The following is a 17,848-nucleotide window of genomic DNA, read 5'->3' as shown; positions in this document are numbered from 1 at the left end:
TCTATGATCGCGGAGCGATCAGCGACATTAGAGCGGGGCGGGGAGGTCGCGGCGTTTGAAACAAACGATGGCGGCGGCGTAAAACGCGACTCCGAAGCCAATCAAGATCAACGGGTACACCAGTGGCGGCAGCATTGTGTCGCCCACCGTGTGCGTCAGTGTCCAGGGCGTGTAGAGCGAGTCTTTGGTGACCATCGACGTCATCTTTTGTGGCTTGTAGCAGCTGAAAAAGGTCATCGACAGCAGGAACTGCAGCGACTCGGCCGCTTTGCCCAATCCCAGCATCACGAGCTGGGCAATGTAAATCGCGACGGTCACTCCGATCGTTCGCCAGCGATAACGATCGATGCTGCTCAGCAACGTGGATAGCCCTAGCAGAAAGAAACCAAACGCGAAAAGGTGAAACGTGGACGCTGCGAATATTCGTACATCTACGCGGTCGCTCAATTGCAACGTCTGCATCTCGGGTTCGCCCATCGTCAGCGGAAAATCAAACTCGATGATGGGAATACGAATCGTCGGTGGAGGCACGGTCTCTTTCACGCTAGTCGTCTGCACGCCGGCGCCGATCCCCGCCCACACCAACATGCACAATAACGCCAGCCCGACGACCGAGACGGTGGCATGTGAAAGCAGCAACCGGGCGCGGCTGATCGGCTGTGCAAGCACCATTTCCAGTGTCCCGCGGCCCAGTTCACCGCTGACCACATCGCTGCCACGCGAGATGCACCAAATCACAATGCACAAGATGACGATCGGTTCGTCGTACGTCATTCCGACGCGACCGGGATACGTGAACAGCGAATCGAATTCGATCGGTGCAAACTTTTCAAATTCACGAAACTGTTCCAAGATCGTTTGGAATTGGCCCATGTCCAAAAGACTGACCACCCAAACACGAACCCAGGCAAACGCGAATAGAGCCAATCCACACGAGGCAAACAGCAAAATCGATTGCCCGATATATTTCTTTAGCAAGATGCGGTCGATCATGATCTGGCTCCCGAGTTCTCAGCGACCGAGTTTTCAGCAACCGGGGCATCGGTGATCAAAGCGGTCGCGACCGGTTCGCCTGCGTGCACCGCTTCGTAAACCGTGCGAAGTCCATACGGTTCAAAGCGAATTTGTTTTAAGTCGAGAGAATCAATCCATTTGAGAATCGGTCCAAGATCGCCTGCGGTATCGATTTGAATATGATGGTGAGCATGCTTTGACGCTCGAGTGCGAACGTGAACGGCACCTTTGAGCGAATCAGGGACTTCGATGGACGCTTCGCGGGTGATGGCCGTCATCCGGTGCCGCTGGAACAGATCGCTCATCCACATTTCGTGAGCCAGTCGGCCGCGCCGCAAAAAGGCGACTCGGTTGCAGGTGTCTTCGATCTCGCTGAGCACATGCGACGACAGGATCACGGTGCGGCCGTTGTCGCGAGCATCCAGAACCAACTGTAATACCGCCGTTCGCACGGTGGGGTCGAGGTTTGCGGTCGGTTCGTCCAAGATCAGCAGCGGTGTTTGGGGCCCCAGCACGACGGCGAGTGCGAGTTTTTGACGCATCCCAGTCGACATAAACGCGACACGGGTTTTTAGATCAAGTTCCAACAGTTCGGCGACTTCACGACTACGCTGCAGATCGCCGTAGGGATGCATTTCGGCAAAAAATTTCAGCACGCCATCGCCTCGCATGTGACGCGGCAAACGGGCGTCGCCGGGCAGGTAGGCGACTTGGCGACGGACCGCAACGCTGTCGCCCTCGGCGTCAATTCCGAGCACCGTGGCCCGGCCATGGGTTGGGTGCAGGTAGCCGAGCAGCAGACGAATCAGTGTGGTTTTTCCGGCTCCGTTGGGGCCAAGCAGTCCAAAAATGTCGCCTGCACCGACATTTATCGAGCAATCGCGGAGCGCATCAAAGTCGCCATAGCGTTTGCCTAGTCCTTCGCAGCGCAGCACGATATCGCCCGCTAGCTCGGGATCTTGGGCCAATTTCGTACTTCGCAGGTCATCGGCGCAAGGGGCGATTGGATTTTTGATCGGATTCAAACGCGTGGACTCGCCATGGAGGGGTAGAAGAAGCGGTGGTCGAGGGTTCGGAAACAACGCAAATTTGCGTTCACAGGGTCGCTTGTTGTACAGCACGACGCCCTTTATTGTTTGCAAAGGTCAAATCGTAGGAAGTCGGCTTTCGGCGATGGAAAATAGCAAACTAATTTAACAGGCATTTCAGATGTCAGACTCACCCCTGTTCCTGCCACGTGGTTTCCGTTTTGCCGGTGCGACTTGCGGAATCAAGGCCAGCGGAAAACCGGACATTTCCTTGATTGTATCGGATCATCCGGTCGTTGCTGCGGGCGTTTACACGACGAACAAAATTGTCGCCGCGCCAGTCGTGCTATCACGTTCGCGAACCCCCTCGGCGGCGATTCGAGCGGTGCTGACGAACAGCGGCAATGCGAATGCCTGTACCGGCGATCAAGGCATGGAGGACGCTAAATCCACCTGTGCCCAGCTCGCTTCGTTGGTTGGCTGCGACGAATCCGGCGTGTTGGTGATGAGCACCGGAGTGATTGGCAAGCGATTGCCGATGGACAAAATCCGTTCGGGAGTCGAACAGGTACACGGCAAACTCGCTAGCAGCGACGCCGCCTTTGTGGACGCGGCCGAAGCGATTCGCACCACGGATGCGGCACGCAAAACGGAAACGTGTGAATTGACATTGGGCGGCAAGACGATCCGGATCGCGGCGATGGCAAAGGGAGCGGGGATGATCGCGCCCAACATGGCAACGATGTTGTCGGTGATGTGCACTGATGCTTCGATCGACCAAAACGACGCCCGAGCGATGCTGACTCGCGTCGCAAACGTTAGCTTCAATCGAGTCAGTGTGGATGGTCACACCAGCACCAACGATACGTTGTTGCTATTGGCTAGTGGCACCGATGAACCGCTCTCCGGCGACGCGTTGGCCGAGTTCGAGGCGGCACTGACGAAGCTAGCGATCAATTTAGCGAAACAGCTTGTTGCCGATGGCGAAGGGGCGACGCATGTGATGCAGATCCACGTTTTTGGAGCCGAGAGTGATGCTTCGGCCGAAGTGATCGCGAAAACCGTGGCAGCAAGCCCGTTGGTCAAATGCGCGATCACGGGTGGTGATCCGAATTGGGGCCGCATCGTTTCGGCCGCCGGATATGCAGGTGAGCCTTTGGAACCGGCCAAGGTTTCGTTGTCGGTGTGCGGCCAAGCGATCTACGAAGATGGCACGCCGCTTGACTTTGATGCCGCGTCACTTAGTCGCACCATGAAGGGGCAGCCGCAAATTGATGTCGAACTTCGTGTGGGCTCGGGCGAAGGCCAGGCGACGTATTGGTCGAGCGATTTGACGACCGATTATGTTCGATTCAATTCAGAATACACGACTTAATTGATGCCCCGCGGCACGCTTTGCGTGTGAGAATCACGGCCAAAAACCTAAATTTGGCCATCTTCCCTTCGAGCGGTTTCAACACGATGATGGGGCATCAGCTGATCCCCGATTTACCGTGCTCGATCGACTTGCGACGTCGATCGGTTACCGAATGCAACGAAGGAAGATGATGTCTCAAAACGTTTCAAAAATTGTTTATACCCACACGGACGAAGCGCCAGCACTGGCGACTTATTCGTTGTTGCCGATCATCCGCGCGTTCACATCGGCTGCGGGGATCACGGTCGAAACCAAAGACATCTCGTTGGCCAGCCGCATCTTGGCTGGTTTTTCGGACGTGCTCAAATCGGACCAGCAATACCAAGATGCCTTGGCCGAACTGGGTGACTTGGCGAAGCAGCCCGAAGCTAACATCATCAAACTGCCCAACGTCAGTGCCTCGCTTCCTCAGTTGAAGACAGCCATCGCGGAACTGCAAAAAAATGGCTTTGCGATTCCTGATTATCCCGATGAACCCAAGACCGATGCGGAAAAGGAGATTCGGGCTCGCTACGCCAAGGTGCTCGGCAGTGCCGTGAATCCGGTTCTTCGCGAAGGCAATTCAGATCGTCGTGTTGCGGCGCCCGTAAAGGAATACGCCAGACAAAACCCGCACTCGATGGGTGCATGGGCGTCGGATTCCAAGACTCACGTGGCTTCGATGAGCGACGGCGATTTCTATGGCAGCGAGCAATCGTATGTGATGAGCGAAGCGGGCGATGTGCGGATCGAATTGGTCGGTACGGATGGCACAACGACCGTGCTGAAAGAAAAACTATCGCTGTTGGCGGGCGAAATCATCGACGCGTCACGACTGCAAAAGAAATCGTTGCGTGAATTCTTGGCTCGTGAAATCGACGAGGCTAAGAAGCAGGGCATTCTGCTATCGTTGCACATGAAAGCAACGATGATGAAGGTGTCCGACCCGATCATCTTTGGTCATGCAGTTCAGGTTTTCTTTAAAGATGTGTTTGCAAAGCATGCCGAGTTGTTTAACGAATTGGGTGTGAATCCCAATAACGGGATCGGCGATGTTTACGCCAAGATAGAAACTTTGTCCGAAGCGAAGAAGCAGGAAGTGTTGGCAGATCTGGAGGCCGTCTACCGTGAACGTCCACCGCTGGCGATGGTCGATTCGGACCGCGGGATCACCAACCTGCATGTCCCCAGCGATGTGATCATCGATGCTTCGATGCCTGCCGCAATCCGGTCCTCCGGCAAAATGTGGGGTCCTGATGGCAAGTTAAGTGACACCAAGGCAATGATTCCGGATCGTTGTTACAGCGGGGTTTATCAAGCTACGATCGATTTCTGTAAAGAAAATGGTGCGTTCGATGTCACCACGATGGGCAACGTCGCCAACGTTGGCTTGATGGCTCAAAAAGCTGAAGAGTACGGTTCGCACGACAAGACATTCGAAATTCCCAGCGACGGCGCGGTACGTGTAGTCAACAGCAAGGGCGAAATTCTGATGCAGCATGCCGTCGAACAGGGCGACATTTGGCGGATGTGCCAAACCAAAGATTTGCCCGTTCGTGATTGGGTGCGATTGGCGGTCAGCCGTGCTCGCGCGACGGGATCGACTGCGATCTTCTGGCTCGATGAAAACCGTGCTCACGATGCAAACTTGATCGCCAAGGTCAAAGAGTATTTGCCGTCGCACGATACCTCGGGACTGGATATTCAAATCATGTCACCGGTCGAGGCGACACGTTTGTCGTGCCAACGAGCGAAGGATGGGCTCGATACGATTTCGGTGACCGGTAACGTTCTGCGTGATTACCTGACCGATTTGTTCCCGATTTTGGAATTGGGAACGAGTGCCAAGATGTTGTCGATCGTTCCACTGTTGGCGGGTGGCGGATTGTTTGAAACCGGGGCGGGCGGATCGGCGCCAAAGCATGTTCAACAGCTGCTCGAAGAGAATCACCTGCGTTGGGATTCACTTGGCGAATTTTTGGCGTTGGCAGTTTCGCTTGAGGACCTTGGTGGAAAAGCTAACAACCAAAAAGCCTTGGTTCTGGCGGAAACGTTGAACGAGGCAACCGGCAAGTATTTGTCGGAGAACAAATCGCCGTCGCGTAAAGTCAACGAGATCGACAATCGTGGCAGCCATTTCTACCTAGCACTTTATTGGGCGGAGGCACTTGCCGCACAAGACAAGGACGCGGAGCTGAAGTCGCATTTCCAGTCGCTTGCAGCAACCTTGTCGGATCAAGAGGCGAAGATTGTCGACGAGTTGAACTCGGTGCAGGGCAAGGCGGTCGACATCGGTGGTTATTACCAACCCGATTGCAAGAAGGCCAGCGATGTGATGCGACCAAGTGCAACGCTGAACGCCGCGATCGACGAGTTAGTCAACGCTTAGTCAACAGCGGAATGGGCCTTCCAGCCTGTCATTGGTCGGGGGATGTTGCTCGAGGGATCTTTAGCAAGATCCACTACGGAGCGAACAACGACGATTGTCGCACGGCTTTCCAAGCCGTCAGCGTGCCTCGCGTTTGATCGTTGCTTCGGGAATAGCCGCGTGCAATTTTGGATGACGCGAATGCTCTCGTAGCGAAAGTCGCGAAGACTTTCGGGTTGTGGGATCGGCTTCCAGCCTGTCATTGGTCGGGGGATGTTGCTCGAGGGATCTTTAGCAAGATCCACTACGGAGCGGTCAACGACGATTGTCGCACGGCTTTCCAAGCCGTCAGCGTGCCTCGCGTTTGATCGTTGCGTCGGGAATAGCCGCGTGCAACTTTGGATGACACGAACGCTCTCGTAGCGAAAGTCGCGAAGACTTTCGGGGTGTGGGATCGGATTCCAGTCTGTCATTGGTCGGGGGATGTTGCTCGAGGGATCTTTAGCAATATCCACTACGGAGCGATCAACGACGATTGTCGCACGGCTTTCCAAGCCGTCAGCGTGCCTCGCGTTTGATCGTTGCGTCGGTGAGCAGTCACGTGCGATTCCGACAGCACGGTCACTTTAACGCTACCAGCTTGGAAAGCTGGGCGACAATGACTTCGCTTCGTTACGGCCTACAACTCGCCCGCGAATACAATAACGCAACTTCAAAACTCACGCTTCGGGTTATGATAAACACGAAACTGCAAAACCCACGCAATACCCGGTGCCTTACGGCCCTCGGCTCACGACGGACATTGACATTTCGATAAGATCGACAAGCCGACTGAAACGAGTACCCCAAACTTCACCATGATGACTTCCATTCGATTTCTCGGCTTCCCACTCGCCTTCGTGTTCATGTCATTGACGAGTTCGCTTTGCACGTTTGCGGATGATCCAGTCCGTGCCAAAGTCGTCTGCTTTGGAGATAGTATTACCAAACGAGGTTACTCTGATATTTTGGCTCCGCTTCTGGGTGTCGATGCAATCAATGCCGGTGTCGGTGGTAACACGACGACGCAAGCCCTGCGGCGAATGAACCAAGATGTATTGTCTAAGAATCCCGATGTCGTGGTGATCTTTTTCGGCACCAACGATAGTCGCGTTGACAGTGCGAAGGTTCATGTGCCGCTGGAAAAATACTCGGCGAATCTACATGAAATGATCGATGCGTGCCAGAAGCAACAGGCGCAGGTGGTCTTGTGCACCGTTCCTCCGATCAATCACGAGCCCTATTTCACACGTCACGACAAGGCGGTGTTTGATCGCGCCGGTGGACTCGATCAACTGTTGCAACAGTATCGAGAAGCCGCATTGCAAGTGGCTCGTGAACGCAAGGTTGCCGTCGTCGATCTGAACCAGATTTTGTTAGACGAGCCTAACTGGCTCAGCTCTGATGGGGTTCATCCATCGCCCGAGGGTGTTGCGATTCTGGCAAAACATATCGGCAAAGTGGTCCGCCCGCTGATCGCGACGGATTAAAAATAGACTTGGGGTCGTCTTTCGCTTGGGACGTCGATTTTAATCGAGGCGGCGATGATCGACTAACCTATCAGACCAAGCCGAGTGCCATCATCAGCGAGATTTTATCTTGCAGGCCGACGAGCCGTTTGGTCGCTCGGCCGCGAGTGAATACGATCAACGTTGGCAGTGAGGTGACTCGGTACTCGTTCGCTAACTCGTCGTCTGCTTCGGTGTCGACTTTGACCACCTTGTAGCGGCCTTTGGCTTCCGAATGCAACTTGTTCAGTTGCGGAGCCATTTTTCGGCAGGGCGCGCAGCTATCGGAGTAGAAATCGACGAGCACCGGAACATTGGCATCAAGCACTTCGCGATCGAACGTCGACTCAGTCACTTTCTTCACCATCGTGAAACCTTACTTCCGCAACGCGATGTTTTTGAAGCGGACCGTCATCGCGGGGCCACGATGCAATTGCAACGCGATCACGCCATCCGATGACGATTTCTCGGTTTGCTCGTCGATCACTTCGGCCGTCATCGTGCCGTTGATGAAGTGTTGCAGTCGGTTGCCTTTGGCGACAACACGAAATTCGTTCCATTGGCCGGGATGAATCGCGTTGGCCAGCTCTTCGCCATCGGCGAACGTTTCATCTTTCTTTTTGCCGTCTGCCCCGATCGTGACCCGGTGTCCACGCTGGGCCAAGATGCCGCGGCCCTTTTCTTCGTACAGAATGCCAGCGAACTTGTTGGTGAAATCGACATCGGCTTGATAACCCCCAACGATAAATTTGTCTTCGTCAACGACTTTGCTGCGGTATTGGATTCCCGAGTTTCCGCTTTCGATTTTGAACCAAGCAGTCAGTTCAAAGTCTTCGGGGACGTCTCCCTTCCAGATCAAAAACGTATTGGCGTCGATCGGATCGGTGTCGGTGGTGCGGCCGACAATCTGGCCGTCTTCGACACTCCATAGATCCTCGCGGCCTTTCCAGCCGTCGATGTTTTTACCGTCAAACAGTATGGTCGAGTCGCTGGCGGTCTCGGTCGCCTTGGTATCGTCCTCGGCAAACGTGAACGAGGGTGCCAGCAGAAGGGTCGTGAACAAACAGGCTGCAAATCGTTTCATAGGGTTATCTCTTGTTAGGTTCCAATGCCATCGACGGTGTTCCAAAAGCCACCTCGGCTATGGTCAAACCGCAATTTGGTTCCGCGGAAGGTTTCGTCGAACCCGCGTATTGTATTCCAAACGCAGTGCCCGTGGACATAAGTCGCAATCGGCCATCCTTGTAGTGTTTCTCCGTCCCAGGGGCTCCAGCGGGATTTTGTATGCTGCTGAGCATCGCGAATCGTGCGTTTTTCGTTCATGTCGACCAACACCAAATCGGCGTCATAGCCCGCTTCGATCCGGCCTTTGCCGACCATGCCCCACACTCGAGCGGGGGCGTCGCTCATCCACGACGCGACTTGATTCAGCGTGCAGCGGCCTGCGCCAGTTTGATCGAGCATCAGTGCCAAGCTGTTTTCGACTGCTGGCAGACCCGATGGACTCTGAGGATAGGGCTGCGATTTTTCTTCGAGTGTGTGTGGAGCGTGATCGGTCGCGATCACCTGGATCGTTCCATCGAGCAGTCCTTGCCAAAGACCTTCGTTGTCCGCCTTGGTCTTGATCGACGGGTTCATTTGGATGCGGCTGCCGAGCCGTCCGTAGTCGTCGACGTTAAAGAAGACGTGGTGCAAACAGATCTCGGCCGTGATGTAGGGCGAGGGATCGGCAAGCAGCGGTAGCTCGGCGGCGGTCGATACATGTAGCACGTGGAAGCGATGCTTGTGGCGACGGGCCAATTCGGTCGCTCGCTTGGTCGCGATCACTGCGGCGTTCTCGTCGCGAATGCGTGAGTGGTCGGTGATGTCCGTGGTTCCGGCCAGCCGCTCGGCGTTCGCACGCACGGTGGCTTCGTCTTCACAGTGGGCGCAAATGGGCAAGTCAGTCTCGGCAAAGATTCGTTCCAATGCCGCTTGCTCGTCAACAAGCAGATTGCCGGTGCTGCTGCCGATAAAGATTTTGATTCCCGGAACGTCCGTGGCCTGTTGCAGTTCGGCGACGTTGTCCGGAGTGGCACCGATGTAGAACCCGTAATTGACTCGTGATTTTTCAGCCGCGATCGCTTCTTTGTCACGAACCCCGGCCAGCGTGATCGCAGGCGGTTTGGTGTTGGGCATCTCGAGGAACGAGGTGACCCCGCCGGCGGCACAGGCACGCGATGCGGTTTCAAGGTCCTCTTTGTGCGTCAAACCGGGATCACGAAAATGGACTTGGTCGTCGATCACGCCCGGCAGCAAGTGACGACCACTGCAATCGACCACTTCGTCCGCTTGAACATGCGAGCCGGCATCGACGTCCATGATCTTGCCGTCTTCGATCAGCACCGATCCCGTGCGGATCGAGTCAGCGAGAACAACGTTGGCATTTTGAAAAAGGGTGCGGGACATAGGGCTTCCAAGCGGAATCGAGAAACAGCAAGTGAGTTACCGTCAGGATAACAGTCTTAGTGAGGAGTTGGGAGTTGGGAGTGCCGGACCAAGCAAATGCGCAGCGTAGCGGGGTGTGTTGGTGAGCCGTGACGCGTGAGCGGCCGGGTTCCGCATATTACCCGGTGCCTTACGGCCCACGGCTCACTTCCAGATGCCGGCTTCTTTGAGCTGTTTTGATGCGGTGCCAGCCCAGTCTTTGTTTGCTGCTGGCGACGCGGGACTGGGGTGAAGAATCCGCGAAAGCTGCGCCTCGCTACTGATTGCCTCGAGTGATCGCTTCAAGCACCCTTCGGCATACGCACCGACACCCACGACGTAGGTTGGATCGAGTAGTTCGAGCAATCGTTGCAGGTGCGCGTCACAGACCTCGTTGAGCGACTCGCGTTCGGCGACTGGCAGTTTGTCGGGCGTACGATTGCGGGCCGATTCTTCCATGAACACCAACGGACAATAATTCAGGACGAAGTGGTCTTTGAAAAACAGATCCGCAGTCTCAAACCGCTCGCGGAACAATCCCCACAACCTTCGGCCACTTACTTCGCTCTTGACACAATCGAATCCTTCGACAGGCCGTTTGGGGTGTTCATTTTCAGGACGATCGACGGGGACATTAATCCCCATCCAATTTTTGACCGAGTCGATCTCCCCAAACGGCACTCCGGTTTGAGCCATCCCCCACGGTCCGGGGTTCATGCCCAAGAAGACGACTTCCACTCCCTTATTGTTGACATGTTCCAGATAGGCTTGGTGCCCCTTCCAAGCGTAACGCAGGGGATTGTAGACATGCGTTACCGGCTCGGAAAACGATAGTGAATCGACATCGTCGCGGAGTTGCTTGGCAGCAGTGATCACGGAATCGCGAATACTCGTTTTCTTTTTAGCCATCAGAGAGTCGCAGGTCCTTCGGAAGTGGGTTCGAGTTCTGTGTTGGAGGTTGCCGGGTCGGGGATTGCGGGGGCGGGGATCGCCGGTGGTTCTAAGTCGGAGGCATCAAACAGGTCACGCGACTGAGACAAAACCATGATCTTTTGCCAGATTTTGCGGCTCATACTGGTGCTTAGTTGTTCGATCTCGGTGACGGCGGCGACTGAATGAGCGTCGTCGAATCGTTCGACGTACAATGCCGCGATCTTGCCGACCAACGATAACATTTCGCTGCAATAGTCCAGGTAGCGACCGAGCAAGAACGGCGTCATGTTGTATTTGGGCGAGTGATCGGTGGCCTGCCAGTTTTGTAAAATCCGTTCGGGATCTTTAGTCAATTGATGCATGTCGATGATGTGGGCGATCGACCGTAATTCGTGAACCGCCGCTAACGCTCGTTTGCGTTTAATCCGCGTTTCCAAACTGATCAAAAAGTACAAAGCGATGCCAAGAAACACGGCACCGTTGATGCCGGCGTCTAAGGTTTGGATAAAGTCCATCGGGCTGACCTCGTCGGGTTCCAAGCGAACGACGAGCGCTCCGTAGAAAATCAAAATCGCCAATAGACTGGCCGCTAGCAGGTAACCGACGGCGCGAATCCACAAGATCGGACGCCCAATCCAGGCCGATCGCGATGCCGCTTGCAGTGAGACTTGGTGAAGTTGCCCGCACAGCTTGCCGAGTCCACAATTAGGAAATCGCTCGTCGATTCGCACTTGAAGCATCGCGACTGTTTCGACGATGCGGTCATCACGCAGTCGCAGTAGATCGTGCGGCTTTCTCTCGACGTAGTCGGTTGTCTCGTTCATTCGCATACGTCTCGCAGAAAAGCCAGAAAAGGAAGGGACGCTCCGAATGACAAGGCTGGTAGCCTGTCCTGCGGGAGATGACAGGCTGGAAGCCTATCCCACATGACAAGGCTAGAAGCGTATCTCATTACACGGCCATGTATTCTTCGATTGCATCGATCACGATGTCTTCGGGCGGAGCGATTCCCGTCCACTTCTCGATACATTGACAAATCATACCGACTCGCCGCTGGTCGATGTTGATGATAGTGGCTTCGAAATCCGCGAGGGCATCGGCTACCGCTTCGCTGTTACTTAGGTCGACGACCAGACACGATGGGTTCATGGCGGATGCGTCTTCGATTTCCAGTGCCACTGCATCTGCATCGATCTGGCCAATCAGAATTACATCGGCCTCGGGAATCGAAGGGGTATTGGACTCGAGCAAAGACTGTTTCAGCGGTTCGCGAAACGGTTCGGGAAACAGCGAGTCGAGGTCGCGGCCGATTTCGCCGATGACCCACGCGGAAACAGCCGAATCGTCCTGCTTGGCCGCGAGATGGGCATGGATCTGAGCCGAAATCCATTGACTTTCGGCGTCAAATCCAAGCAGGCCTGAGCTTTGGGGAGGGGAGCCATGTAGACTCGAACGGGCAATCGGGTCACGATAGAAACAGTCCAATACCGCCGGGCCGGGGTGATCGGGCATATGGCCGGCGGCCCACTGAGCCGCTTCACGGATCAAATTCATGCCTAGCAGAATTCCGCGGACCCCGAGCACTTCAAGTCCGTGCAGGGCAGCAGGCAGGTTTTCCGGAGTGATATCAAATGACATCACTCGCCAATCGAGCTTCATTGCCTCAAAGGCCCGTTCGATCGCAAGCTGTGACGGATTTCCGGCAATCGGGTGCCCAAGCACCGCGATGATCGGTTCAGTGGTACCATCCATGTTTCAAGTTCGCTCTCTCAAACCAAACCGTGGGAATGCCAAGTGGAAGCCGGAAAACAGCAAACCTACTTGATTCCGCTGTTAAATCGAAGGGCGCTGGTAATTCTGGGCGGCTGGGCACTGGCAATGATTGTCGCATCATGGCTGATGGCGGATCCAACACCTGGATTAACCGAGAGCCACGAAATCAACTTTGCCATTCGCTGTTTCGTTGTCGGCAGCTGGCTGGGCTGCATCGCGGCGAGTTGTTGGATCACGTCGGCGGTACAACGAACTGCGATGCGGTACGGATTGCAAGTCGCACTGGTGCTGGTCGGCGTCACCTTGTTCTGGCTCACGTTCAGTGATGACCCTTGGCTATCGACCTTGGTTGATATGGTAGGAGTCGTTTTAAGTCAAAACGTCGTGTTTGCGTGGATTGCCGTCCCCCGATGGAACGATACGCGAGAGTCAAGCCAGCGGAAACGACGTCAATTTTCGATCGGCGACCTGATCGCGATCACGACCGCGTTTGCGTTGCTGTTGACATCAGCCCGCGACTTTCTACCCCCGATTCGAGCCGAGCTCTACTGGCCGGTGCTGATCGGGATCTGGTTGACTATCCCCGTCGCCACCGCACTGCTCAGCCAAGCGATGCTACTGGTCACGTCTCGCGGCGGATTGGCGCGAGTGATCCTGGTGGGATTCGTGCTGTTTTTGGGCAGTTTCGCGATGGCGATTTTTGCCACGGAGTTTGAATTCCCCATCGAGTGGAATGATCTGTTTTTTCTGTACGTGCTGTATTACCTGATGGTGTTTGTCGGTTTTCTGTTCACGTTTGCCGTCGCCAGTTTTGCTGGTCGCTCGGCCGCACAACATGCCGCGATCACTGGAACAACCACCGATCGCGACACGGCAAATTAAACCGACAACGAAATGAAATCGACAACGGCTATTTTCTCGCCGCATCGACGATCGCATCGACCACCAATCGGTCGTCGTACTGAGTCAACGTGAATTGACCGCCGCGAAACCACTGCATGATCGGATGAGCATAGTCCAACGGCGAGTTCATGGGCGGTTGTGTGCCATGCCATGCCGTGCTCTGCCATTGATCCACTTGGGGCAGGAATTGGTATTCGCCGCCGAGCGTGCACTGTAGATCCGTCGCAAAAATATCCTGCGTGGCTGCGAGTGCATCGGCTGGCGGTACTCGCAATTGGCGTGACAACATGCCCAGGAAATCGGCTCCAGCCAAACTGCTGGTTGCCGATCGTTGGTACAACTGGTTCGTCACCCAGCCTTCGAGTTGACTGCCTCGCAAGTTTCCGATTCGGCCGCGAAGTTGTGCTGCGTCTTCGACCTCGATCGAAGCCAAAAACGGCAAACTCGCAGTTAATAGATCAGGGTAAAACGACAACACGCTGAACCCGCCTCCGGTGTAGCGATAGATTCCGCCAATCAAGCGGCTCATCCCCGGACCGACCGGAGTGCCACGGCCGAGTCCGAGCGGCAATCGATCGATCACTCCCGGTGATGGCCACGCGCCGATGTAACCCGGCAACTGTTTCAGTGCACGATAGGTCTTGATCAAGCCGTCGAAGTCATCGGGATTCGGCGGCACCGAGTCTTTGATCGCAGCAAACAGATGCGTTGGGGGACCCAACTGTTCCGATGCCACGTGAGCTTGGACCGCGACGATATCATCCGGGGCAAATTGCATCGCGACTCGTGTCGGTGGTCCCAATTGCTGAGCATATTTGCCGTATTGAGCGGGCGACCAAGGAGCAATCTCAGCATGGATGGCGAGCCGTTCGACGGTGGCGTTTTGATCGCCACCGGCAAAAACCGTTTCCCGCTGCACGCCGGCCATGATCGGGTCCATATGCGGAAATCGTGAGGTGTAGCTCGCCGCGATGCGCGAGTACCACAACGCTTCTTCGGCTGTCACGTTTTGTAGTTCGATGTCGGCGATCGGCAAAAACGTCCCGCGAGCGCCGCGTCGAGTATCGATCACGCTATCGCCGAGTTCCACGATCCCGCTGGCGTCCGAACGTTGGCTAAAGTTGTTGGGCAGGTAGCCGCGTTGGATCAATTCGTCAATCGATGCGGTCGGGGACCCTTCGGCTGTAGCGGCTAGTTTGGCCAGCTGTACCAAGGTCACGTCCGATTTCGCGTCGATCCGTCGCCGCAGCTCGATCAGATATTCGGGTGACACCAAACCTTGCAGCATCTGAGGTGAAAAGTAGGCAAACAGTGAATCTTGACGCTCGATCGGCATCAATCGCCGAGCGAGTCGGAATTCCGAGGTCGCCGCGAGGGATTGCCCACTTTCGCCGACCTCGAGAAAACGTTTGGCCATTGTTTCGCTGTTGGTGACCAGGATGTACTCGCCATCTTCGACCATAAACGAACGCACGCGATTGTCGGCACTTTGCAGCAGCGAAACGGTTTTGCCAGCGATGGTGGTGTCGCCAAGTTCGATCGCGTCGTCTGATTTCGCTCGTGTCGCTCGATCATTTTGCAGCGAGGTGCGGAACAAGAACGCGTTCTTGACTTTGAACAACACTCCCAACGTGGCTCCGTCATTCAAATACATATCACGACCGATGATCGCTTGGTCGTCGATCACGGTTGGCCCCAACATTCGCGATAATTGATTCATTTCCAGATTCAATTGCGTTTCGATGGCCTTGGTTCCTGGGCTGCGGAAACCTCTTAACGTGACCATTCGCGATACATCGCCACCGTATTCTTCGGAGAGATCACGAAACCACAAATAGTTCTCGAACGACCCATAGCGAATATAGAAACACTCCGGCGGCACTCGCGTCGCCAGCGGCTCGATCGCGGTGTTGTCGTTTGCATCGGCGGGGTTCGGAATCGGCTGGGTCCAGCGCGGGGCGGCGGGGACCGAGACGACTCGGCTCATGTCCGGTGCGAGAGGTTGTCCCATCGCAGCTTGGCGAAACATCGCCTCGGTCGCTTGCTCGGCACCCGCCATCAATTTCAGTGTCGACACCAGCGTATCTTCGGTTTCGCTCTCGGTCGTGAACCAAGCAGGCATGGGAAGATGCAAACGGCCTGATAGCATCGCCACTAAATAGGTCTCAACCCACGGCGGATAATCTCCAGCGTCAATTCGTGTTTTGGCGGCTGCGGTGTAGTCGGTCCACCACTGGTTCAATAGTTGAGCATGCGTTGCGGGATTGGATTCCGGATTCAATTGATATTCGCCGATCACGCCGCTGGTATCGCTCAGTGCAACCACAATCGGTTCGTTGCCTTGGAACAGGAACGAGATCCGTCGCGCGACCGTTTCTTCGGTCGGTTGGTCCTTGCTGGTGATCTCGCGGATCAAACTTCCGACACGGCGAAGCAAGCGGCCTTGGCCTGCCTCGGGAACCGGACGCTCCGATGGCGGAACCAGTTTTTGCCGAATCTCTTGACCCACCGGATAGAACACGCGGCGCTGTGCATCGGTGACGCGAAGCGGTGGCAGCGACTCAATCGGAACCCCCGCGGCCAACGGAATCTCAATCGTGGCCACGCCAAATGGCTCGCCCGCCTGGGCCGAAGCGAGAACTTGTTGGGCCGTTGCGGCCGAGGGGATCGCTAGCACCAGTAACGCTGCGAGGCACGCCAATGGGGGGGCGATGTGGGTGGGGATCCGCCGGCCTGCGGCCGTGTTACGGTAGCGTGAGACCGTCGGAAGATCGGCCAAAATCGTTGGGGAGCAATATTTCATGGGTAATTTTTCTTTATCTGCTTGGGGTCGTCACCCTGGTTTCTTGGGTGATAATGGCAGCGAAGTTCCATTATTAAGACCGACTCAGCAACAGGATAGGGCGATGGCAGACAGTCCATCACGAAGTGGCGTTTTTCAGGCGAGCACTGACAAGCGATTGGAAGCTTTTGCCGAGAGCATTAGCTTTGATCGACGCATGTATCAACAGGATATTCGGGGGTCGATCGCGCATGCAGACATGCTCGCCAGCGTCGGTTTATTGACTCGAGAAGAGTTTTCGACGATTCGTGACACTTTGAAGGAAATCGAGTCCGAACTCGATGCCGACCAGTTTCCGATCCGCTTCGAGCTCGAAGATATCCACATGCATATCGAGCAGGCTTTGATCGACCGCATCGGTGATGTGGGCCGAAAACTGCACACCGCTCGCAGCCGTAATGATCAAGTTAGCACCGATGTACGGATGTGGGTCCGTGAGGCGCTGGACACCGTGGACGCCCGACTGCTGGAGTTGCAGCGAGCGTTCCTGAGCCGCTGTGAACGTGATTTCGATGTCGTTTTGCCGGCTTACACGCATCTGCAGCGTGCGCAGCCAGTGATCGCCCCCCACTACTGGATGGCCTACATCGAAAAACTGCAACGAGATCGCGGCCGCGTTGCCGATTGTCGCCAGCGAGTCAACGAGTGCTCACTCGGGGTCGCTGCGGTTGCGGGAACCACGCTGCCGATCGATCGCGATCACACCGCCAAGGCGCTCGATTTTGATCGGCCAACGGCCAACAGTTTGGACACCAGTAGCGATCGCGACTTTATGCTCGAAAGCGCATTTGTGCTGTCCGTAATCGCGTCGCACTTGAGCGGTTGGGCCGAAGAGTGGATTCTTTGGAGTACCGTCGAATTTGATTTTATCAAGATGCCGCAAGCGTTCTGTACCGGCAGCAGTATCATGCCGCAAAAGGTCAATCCGGATACGCTGGAACTGACCCGAGGCAAATCGGCTCGCGTGATGGGCAATTTGCAAACGTTAATGTTGTTGGTCAAAAATTTGCCGCTGGCGTACAACCGCGATTTGCAAGAAGACAAACCCCCGTTGTTCGATTCGTTCGACACCGTAATTGCCTCACTCGAACTGGCGATTCCGATTGTCGAAGGATCCGAGCTGCGACGTGAATCGATCGCCAGCCGTTTAGAACGCGGATATCTGGACGCAACGACGTTGATGGAGTGGATGATCCGCAAGGGTATGCCGCAGCGTCGTGCCCATCATTTGGTCGGTGCGATTGTGGGTGAAGCGATGAGCCGCGAAGTGCCACTAAGCGATTTGCCGCTGGATGTCATGCAGTTACACGCAGCGGAGATCGACGAATCGGTATACGAAATTTTAGGCAGCCGGAACGCGGTCGATGCATTCGTTAGTTACGGCTCGTCAGCACCCGCGCAAGTGCGAAGTCAAATCGAACGTTGGACCAAGCAATTGGCCGCTTCCTAAGCGTGGTCGCCATATAAACATCGCCGTAGCGAAACTCGCCAAGAGTTTCGGCGGTGACTGCTATCTATTACAACATCAACGCTCCTCTGTTAGCCGTTTGGGCGCTAGTGCCGGTTGGATGGTGACGA

14 protein-coding genes are annotated in these 17,848 nt (G+C 55.5%); 5 read left to right on the top strand and 9 right to left on the bottom strand.

Annotation, left to right across the window (positions count from 1 at the left end):
- Window positions 1–27: 27 nt before the first annotated feature.
- Complete coding sequence (locus SH528x_RS36440; protein WP_442508320.1) at window positions 28–993, bottom strand: ABC transporter permease subunit; 966 nt, start codon at window positions 991–993, stop codon at window positions 28–30.
- A complete protein-coding gene (locus SH528x_RS36435; RefSeq protein ID WP_442512243.1) occupies window positions 990–2,030 on the bottom strand; it encodes an ABC transporter ATP-binding protein in 1,041 nt (346 codons plus the stop codon). The genes SH528x_RS36440 and SH528x_RS36435 overlap by 4 nt, the downstream gene beginning before the upstream one ends.
- Window positions 2,031–2,223: 193 nt before the next feature.
- Between SH528x_RS36435 and argJ the strand changes: the two genes are divergently transcribed.
- From argJ to SH528x_RS36420, 3 genes are all read left to right on the top strand, one after another.
- Window positions 2,224–3,417 (top strand): bifunctional glutamate N-acetyltransferase/amino-acid acetyltransferase ArgJ, encoded by a 1,194-nt coding sequence (argJ, locus tag SH528x_RS36430; RefSeq protein WP_442508319.1) that lies wholly within the window; start codon window positions 2,224–2,226, stop codon window positions 3,415–3,417.
- Between the two features lie 172 nt (window positions 3,418–3,589).
- The gene (locus SH528x_RS36425; RefSeq protein ID WP_442512242.1) at window positions 3,590–5,827 is read left to right on the top strand and encodes an NADP-dependent isocitrate dehydrogenase; all 2,238 of its coding nucleotides are present in this window, start codon (window positions 3,590–3,592) and stop codon (window positions 5,825–5,827) included.
- 836 nt (window positions 5,828–6,663) lie between these two features.
- On the top strand, window positions 6,664–7,335 hold the full coding sequence (locus tag SH528x_RS36420; RefSeq protein ID WP_442508318.1) for an SGNH/GDSL hydrolase family protein: 672 nt from the start codon (window positions 6,664–6,666) through the stop codon (window positions 7,333–7,335).
- Between the two features lie 70 nt (window positions 7,336–7,405).
- Here the strand turns inward: SH528x_RS36420 and SH528x_RS36415 are convergent, their stop codons facing one another.
- The 6 genes from SH528x_RS36415 to SH528x_RS36390 form a co-directional block, all read right to left on the bottom strand.
- The gene (locus tag SH528x_RS36415) at window positions 7,406–7,720 is read right to left on the bottom strand and encodes a thioredoxin family protein (RefSeq protein WP_442508317.1); all 315 of its coding nucleotides are present in this window, start codon (window positions 7,718–7,720) and stop codon (window positions 7,406–7,408) included.
- Window positions 7,721–7,729: 9 nt separating this feature from the next.
- Entirely contained in the window at window positions 7,730–8,437 is a 708-nt protein-coding gene (locus SH528x_RS36410; protein WP_442508316.1) for a 3-keto-disaccharide hydrolase, read from the bottom strand.
- 14 nt (window positions 8,438–8,451) lie between these two features.
- Window positions 8,452–9,801 (bottom strand): dihydroorotase, encoded by a 1,350-nt coding sequence (locus tag SH528x_RS36405; RefSeq protein ID WP_442508315.1) that lies wholly within the window; start codon window positions 9,799–9,801, stop codon window positions 8,452–8,454.
- Between the two features lie 183 nt (window positions 9,802–9,984).
- Window positions 9,985–10,728: a uracil-DNA glycosylase family protein gene (locus SH528x_RS36400; protein WP_442508314.1), complete on the bottom strand. Its 744-nt coding sequence runs from the start codon at window positions 10,726–10,728 to the stop codon at window positions 9,985–9,987.
- The gene (locus SH528x_RS36395) at window positions 10,728–11,582 is read right to left on the bottom strand and encodes a hypothetical protein (RefSeq protein ID WP_442508313.1); all 855 of its coding nucleotides are present in this window, start codon (window positions 11,580–11,582) and stop codon (window positions 10,728–10,730) included. The genes SH528x_RS36400 and SH528x_RS36395 overlap by 1 nt, the downstream gene beginning before the upstream one ends.
- 121 nt (window positions 11,583–11,703) lie before the next feature.
- A complete protein-coding gene (locus SH528x_RS36390) occupies window positions 11,704–12,504 on the bottom strand; it encodes a hypothetical protein (RefSeq protein ID WP_442508312.1) in 801 nt (266 codons plus the stop codon).
- A gap of 42 nt (window positions 12,505–12,546) precedes the next feature.
- Here SH528x_RS36390 and SH528x_RS36385 point away from each other — a divergent pair, with 42 nt between their 5' ends.
- Window positions 12,547–13,407 (top strand): hypothetical protein, encoded by an 861-nt coding sequence (locus tag SH528x_RS36385; RefSeq protein WP_442508311.1) that lies wholly within the window; start codon window positions 12,547–12,549, stop codon window positions 13,405–13,407.
- Window positions 13,408–13,435: 28 nt separating this feature from the next.
- On the opposite strand, the gene SH528x_RS36380 is transcribed toward SH528x_RS36385, so the two are convergent.
- The gene (locus SH528x_RS36380; RefSeq protein WP_442508310.1) at window positions 13,436–16,231 is read right to left on the bottom strand and encodes a hypothetical protein; all 2,796 of its coding nucleotides are present in this window, start codon (window positions 16,229–16,231) and stop codon (window positions 13,436–13,438) included.
- A gap of 103 nt (window positions 16,232–16,334) precedes the next feature.
- Between SH528x_RS36380 and argH the strand changes: the two genes are divergently transcribed.
- On the top strand, window positions 16,335–17,720 hold the full coding sequence (gene argH, locus SH528x_RS36375; protein WP_442508309.1) for an argininosuccinate lyase: 1,386 nt from the start codon (window positions 16,335–16,337) through the stop codon (window positions 17,718–17,720).
- Window positions 17,721–17,848: the final 128 nt, after the last annotated feature.

It is taken from the genome of Novipirellula methanifontis, from assembly GCF_052161655.1.
Lineage (GTDB): Bacteria > Planctomycetota > Planctomycetia > Pirellulales > Pirellulaceae > Novipirellula.
The sequence above is the reverse complement of the archived record's forward strand: the minus strand, read 5'-3'. Positions and strand labels throughout refer to the sequence as shown.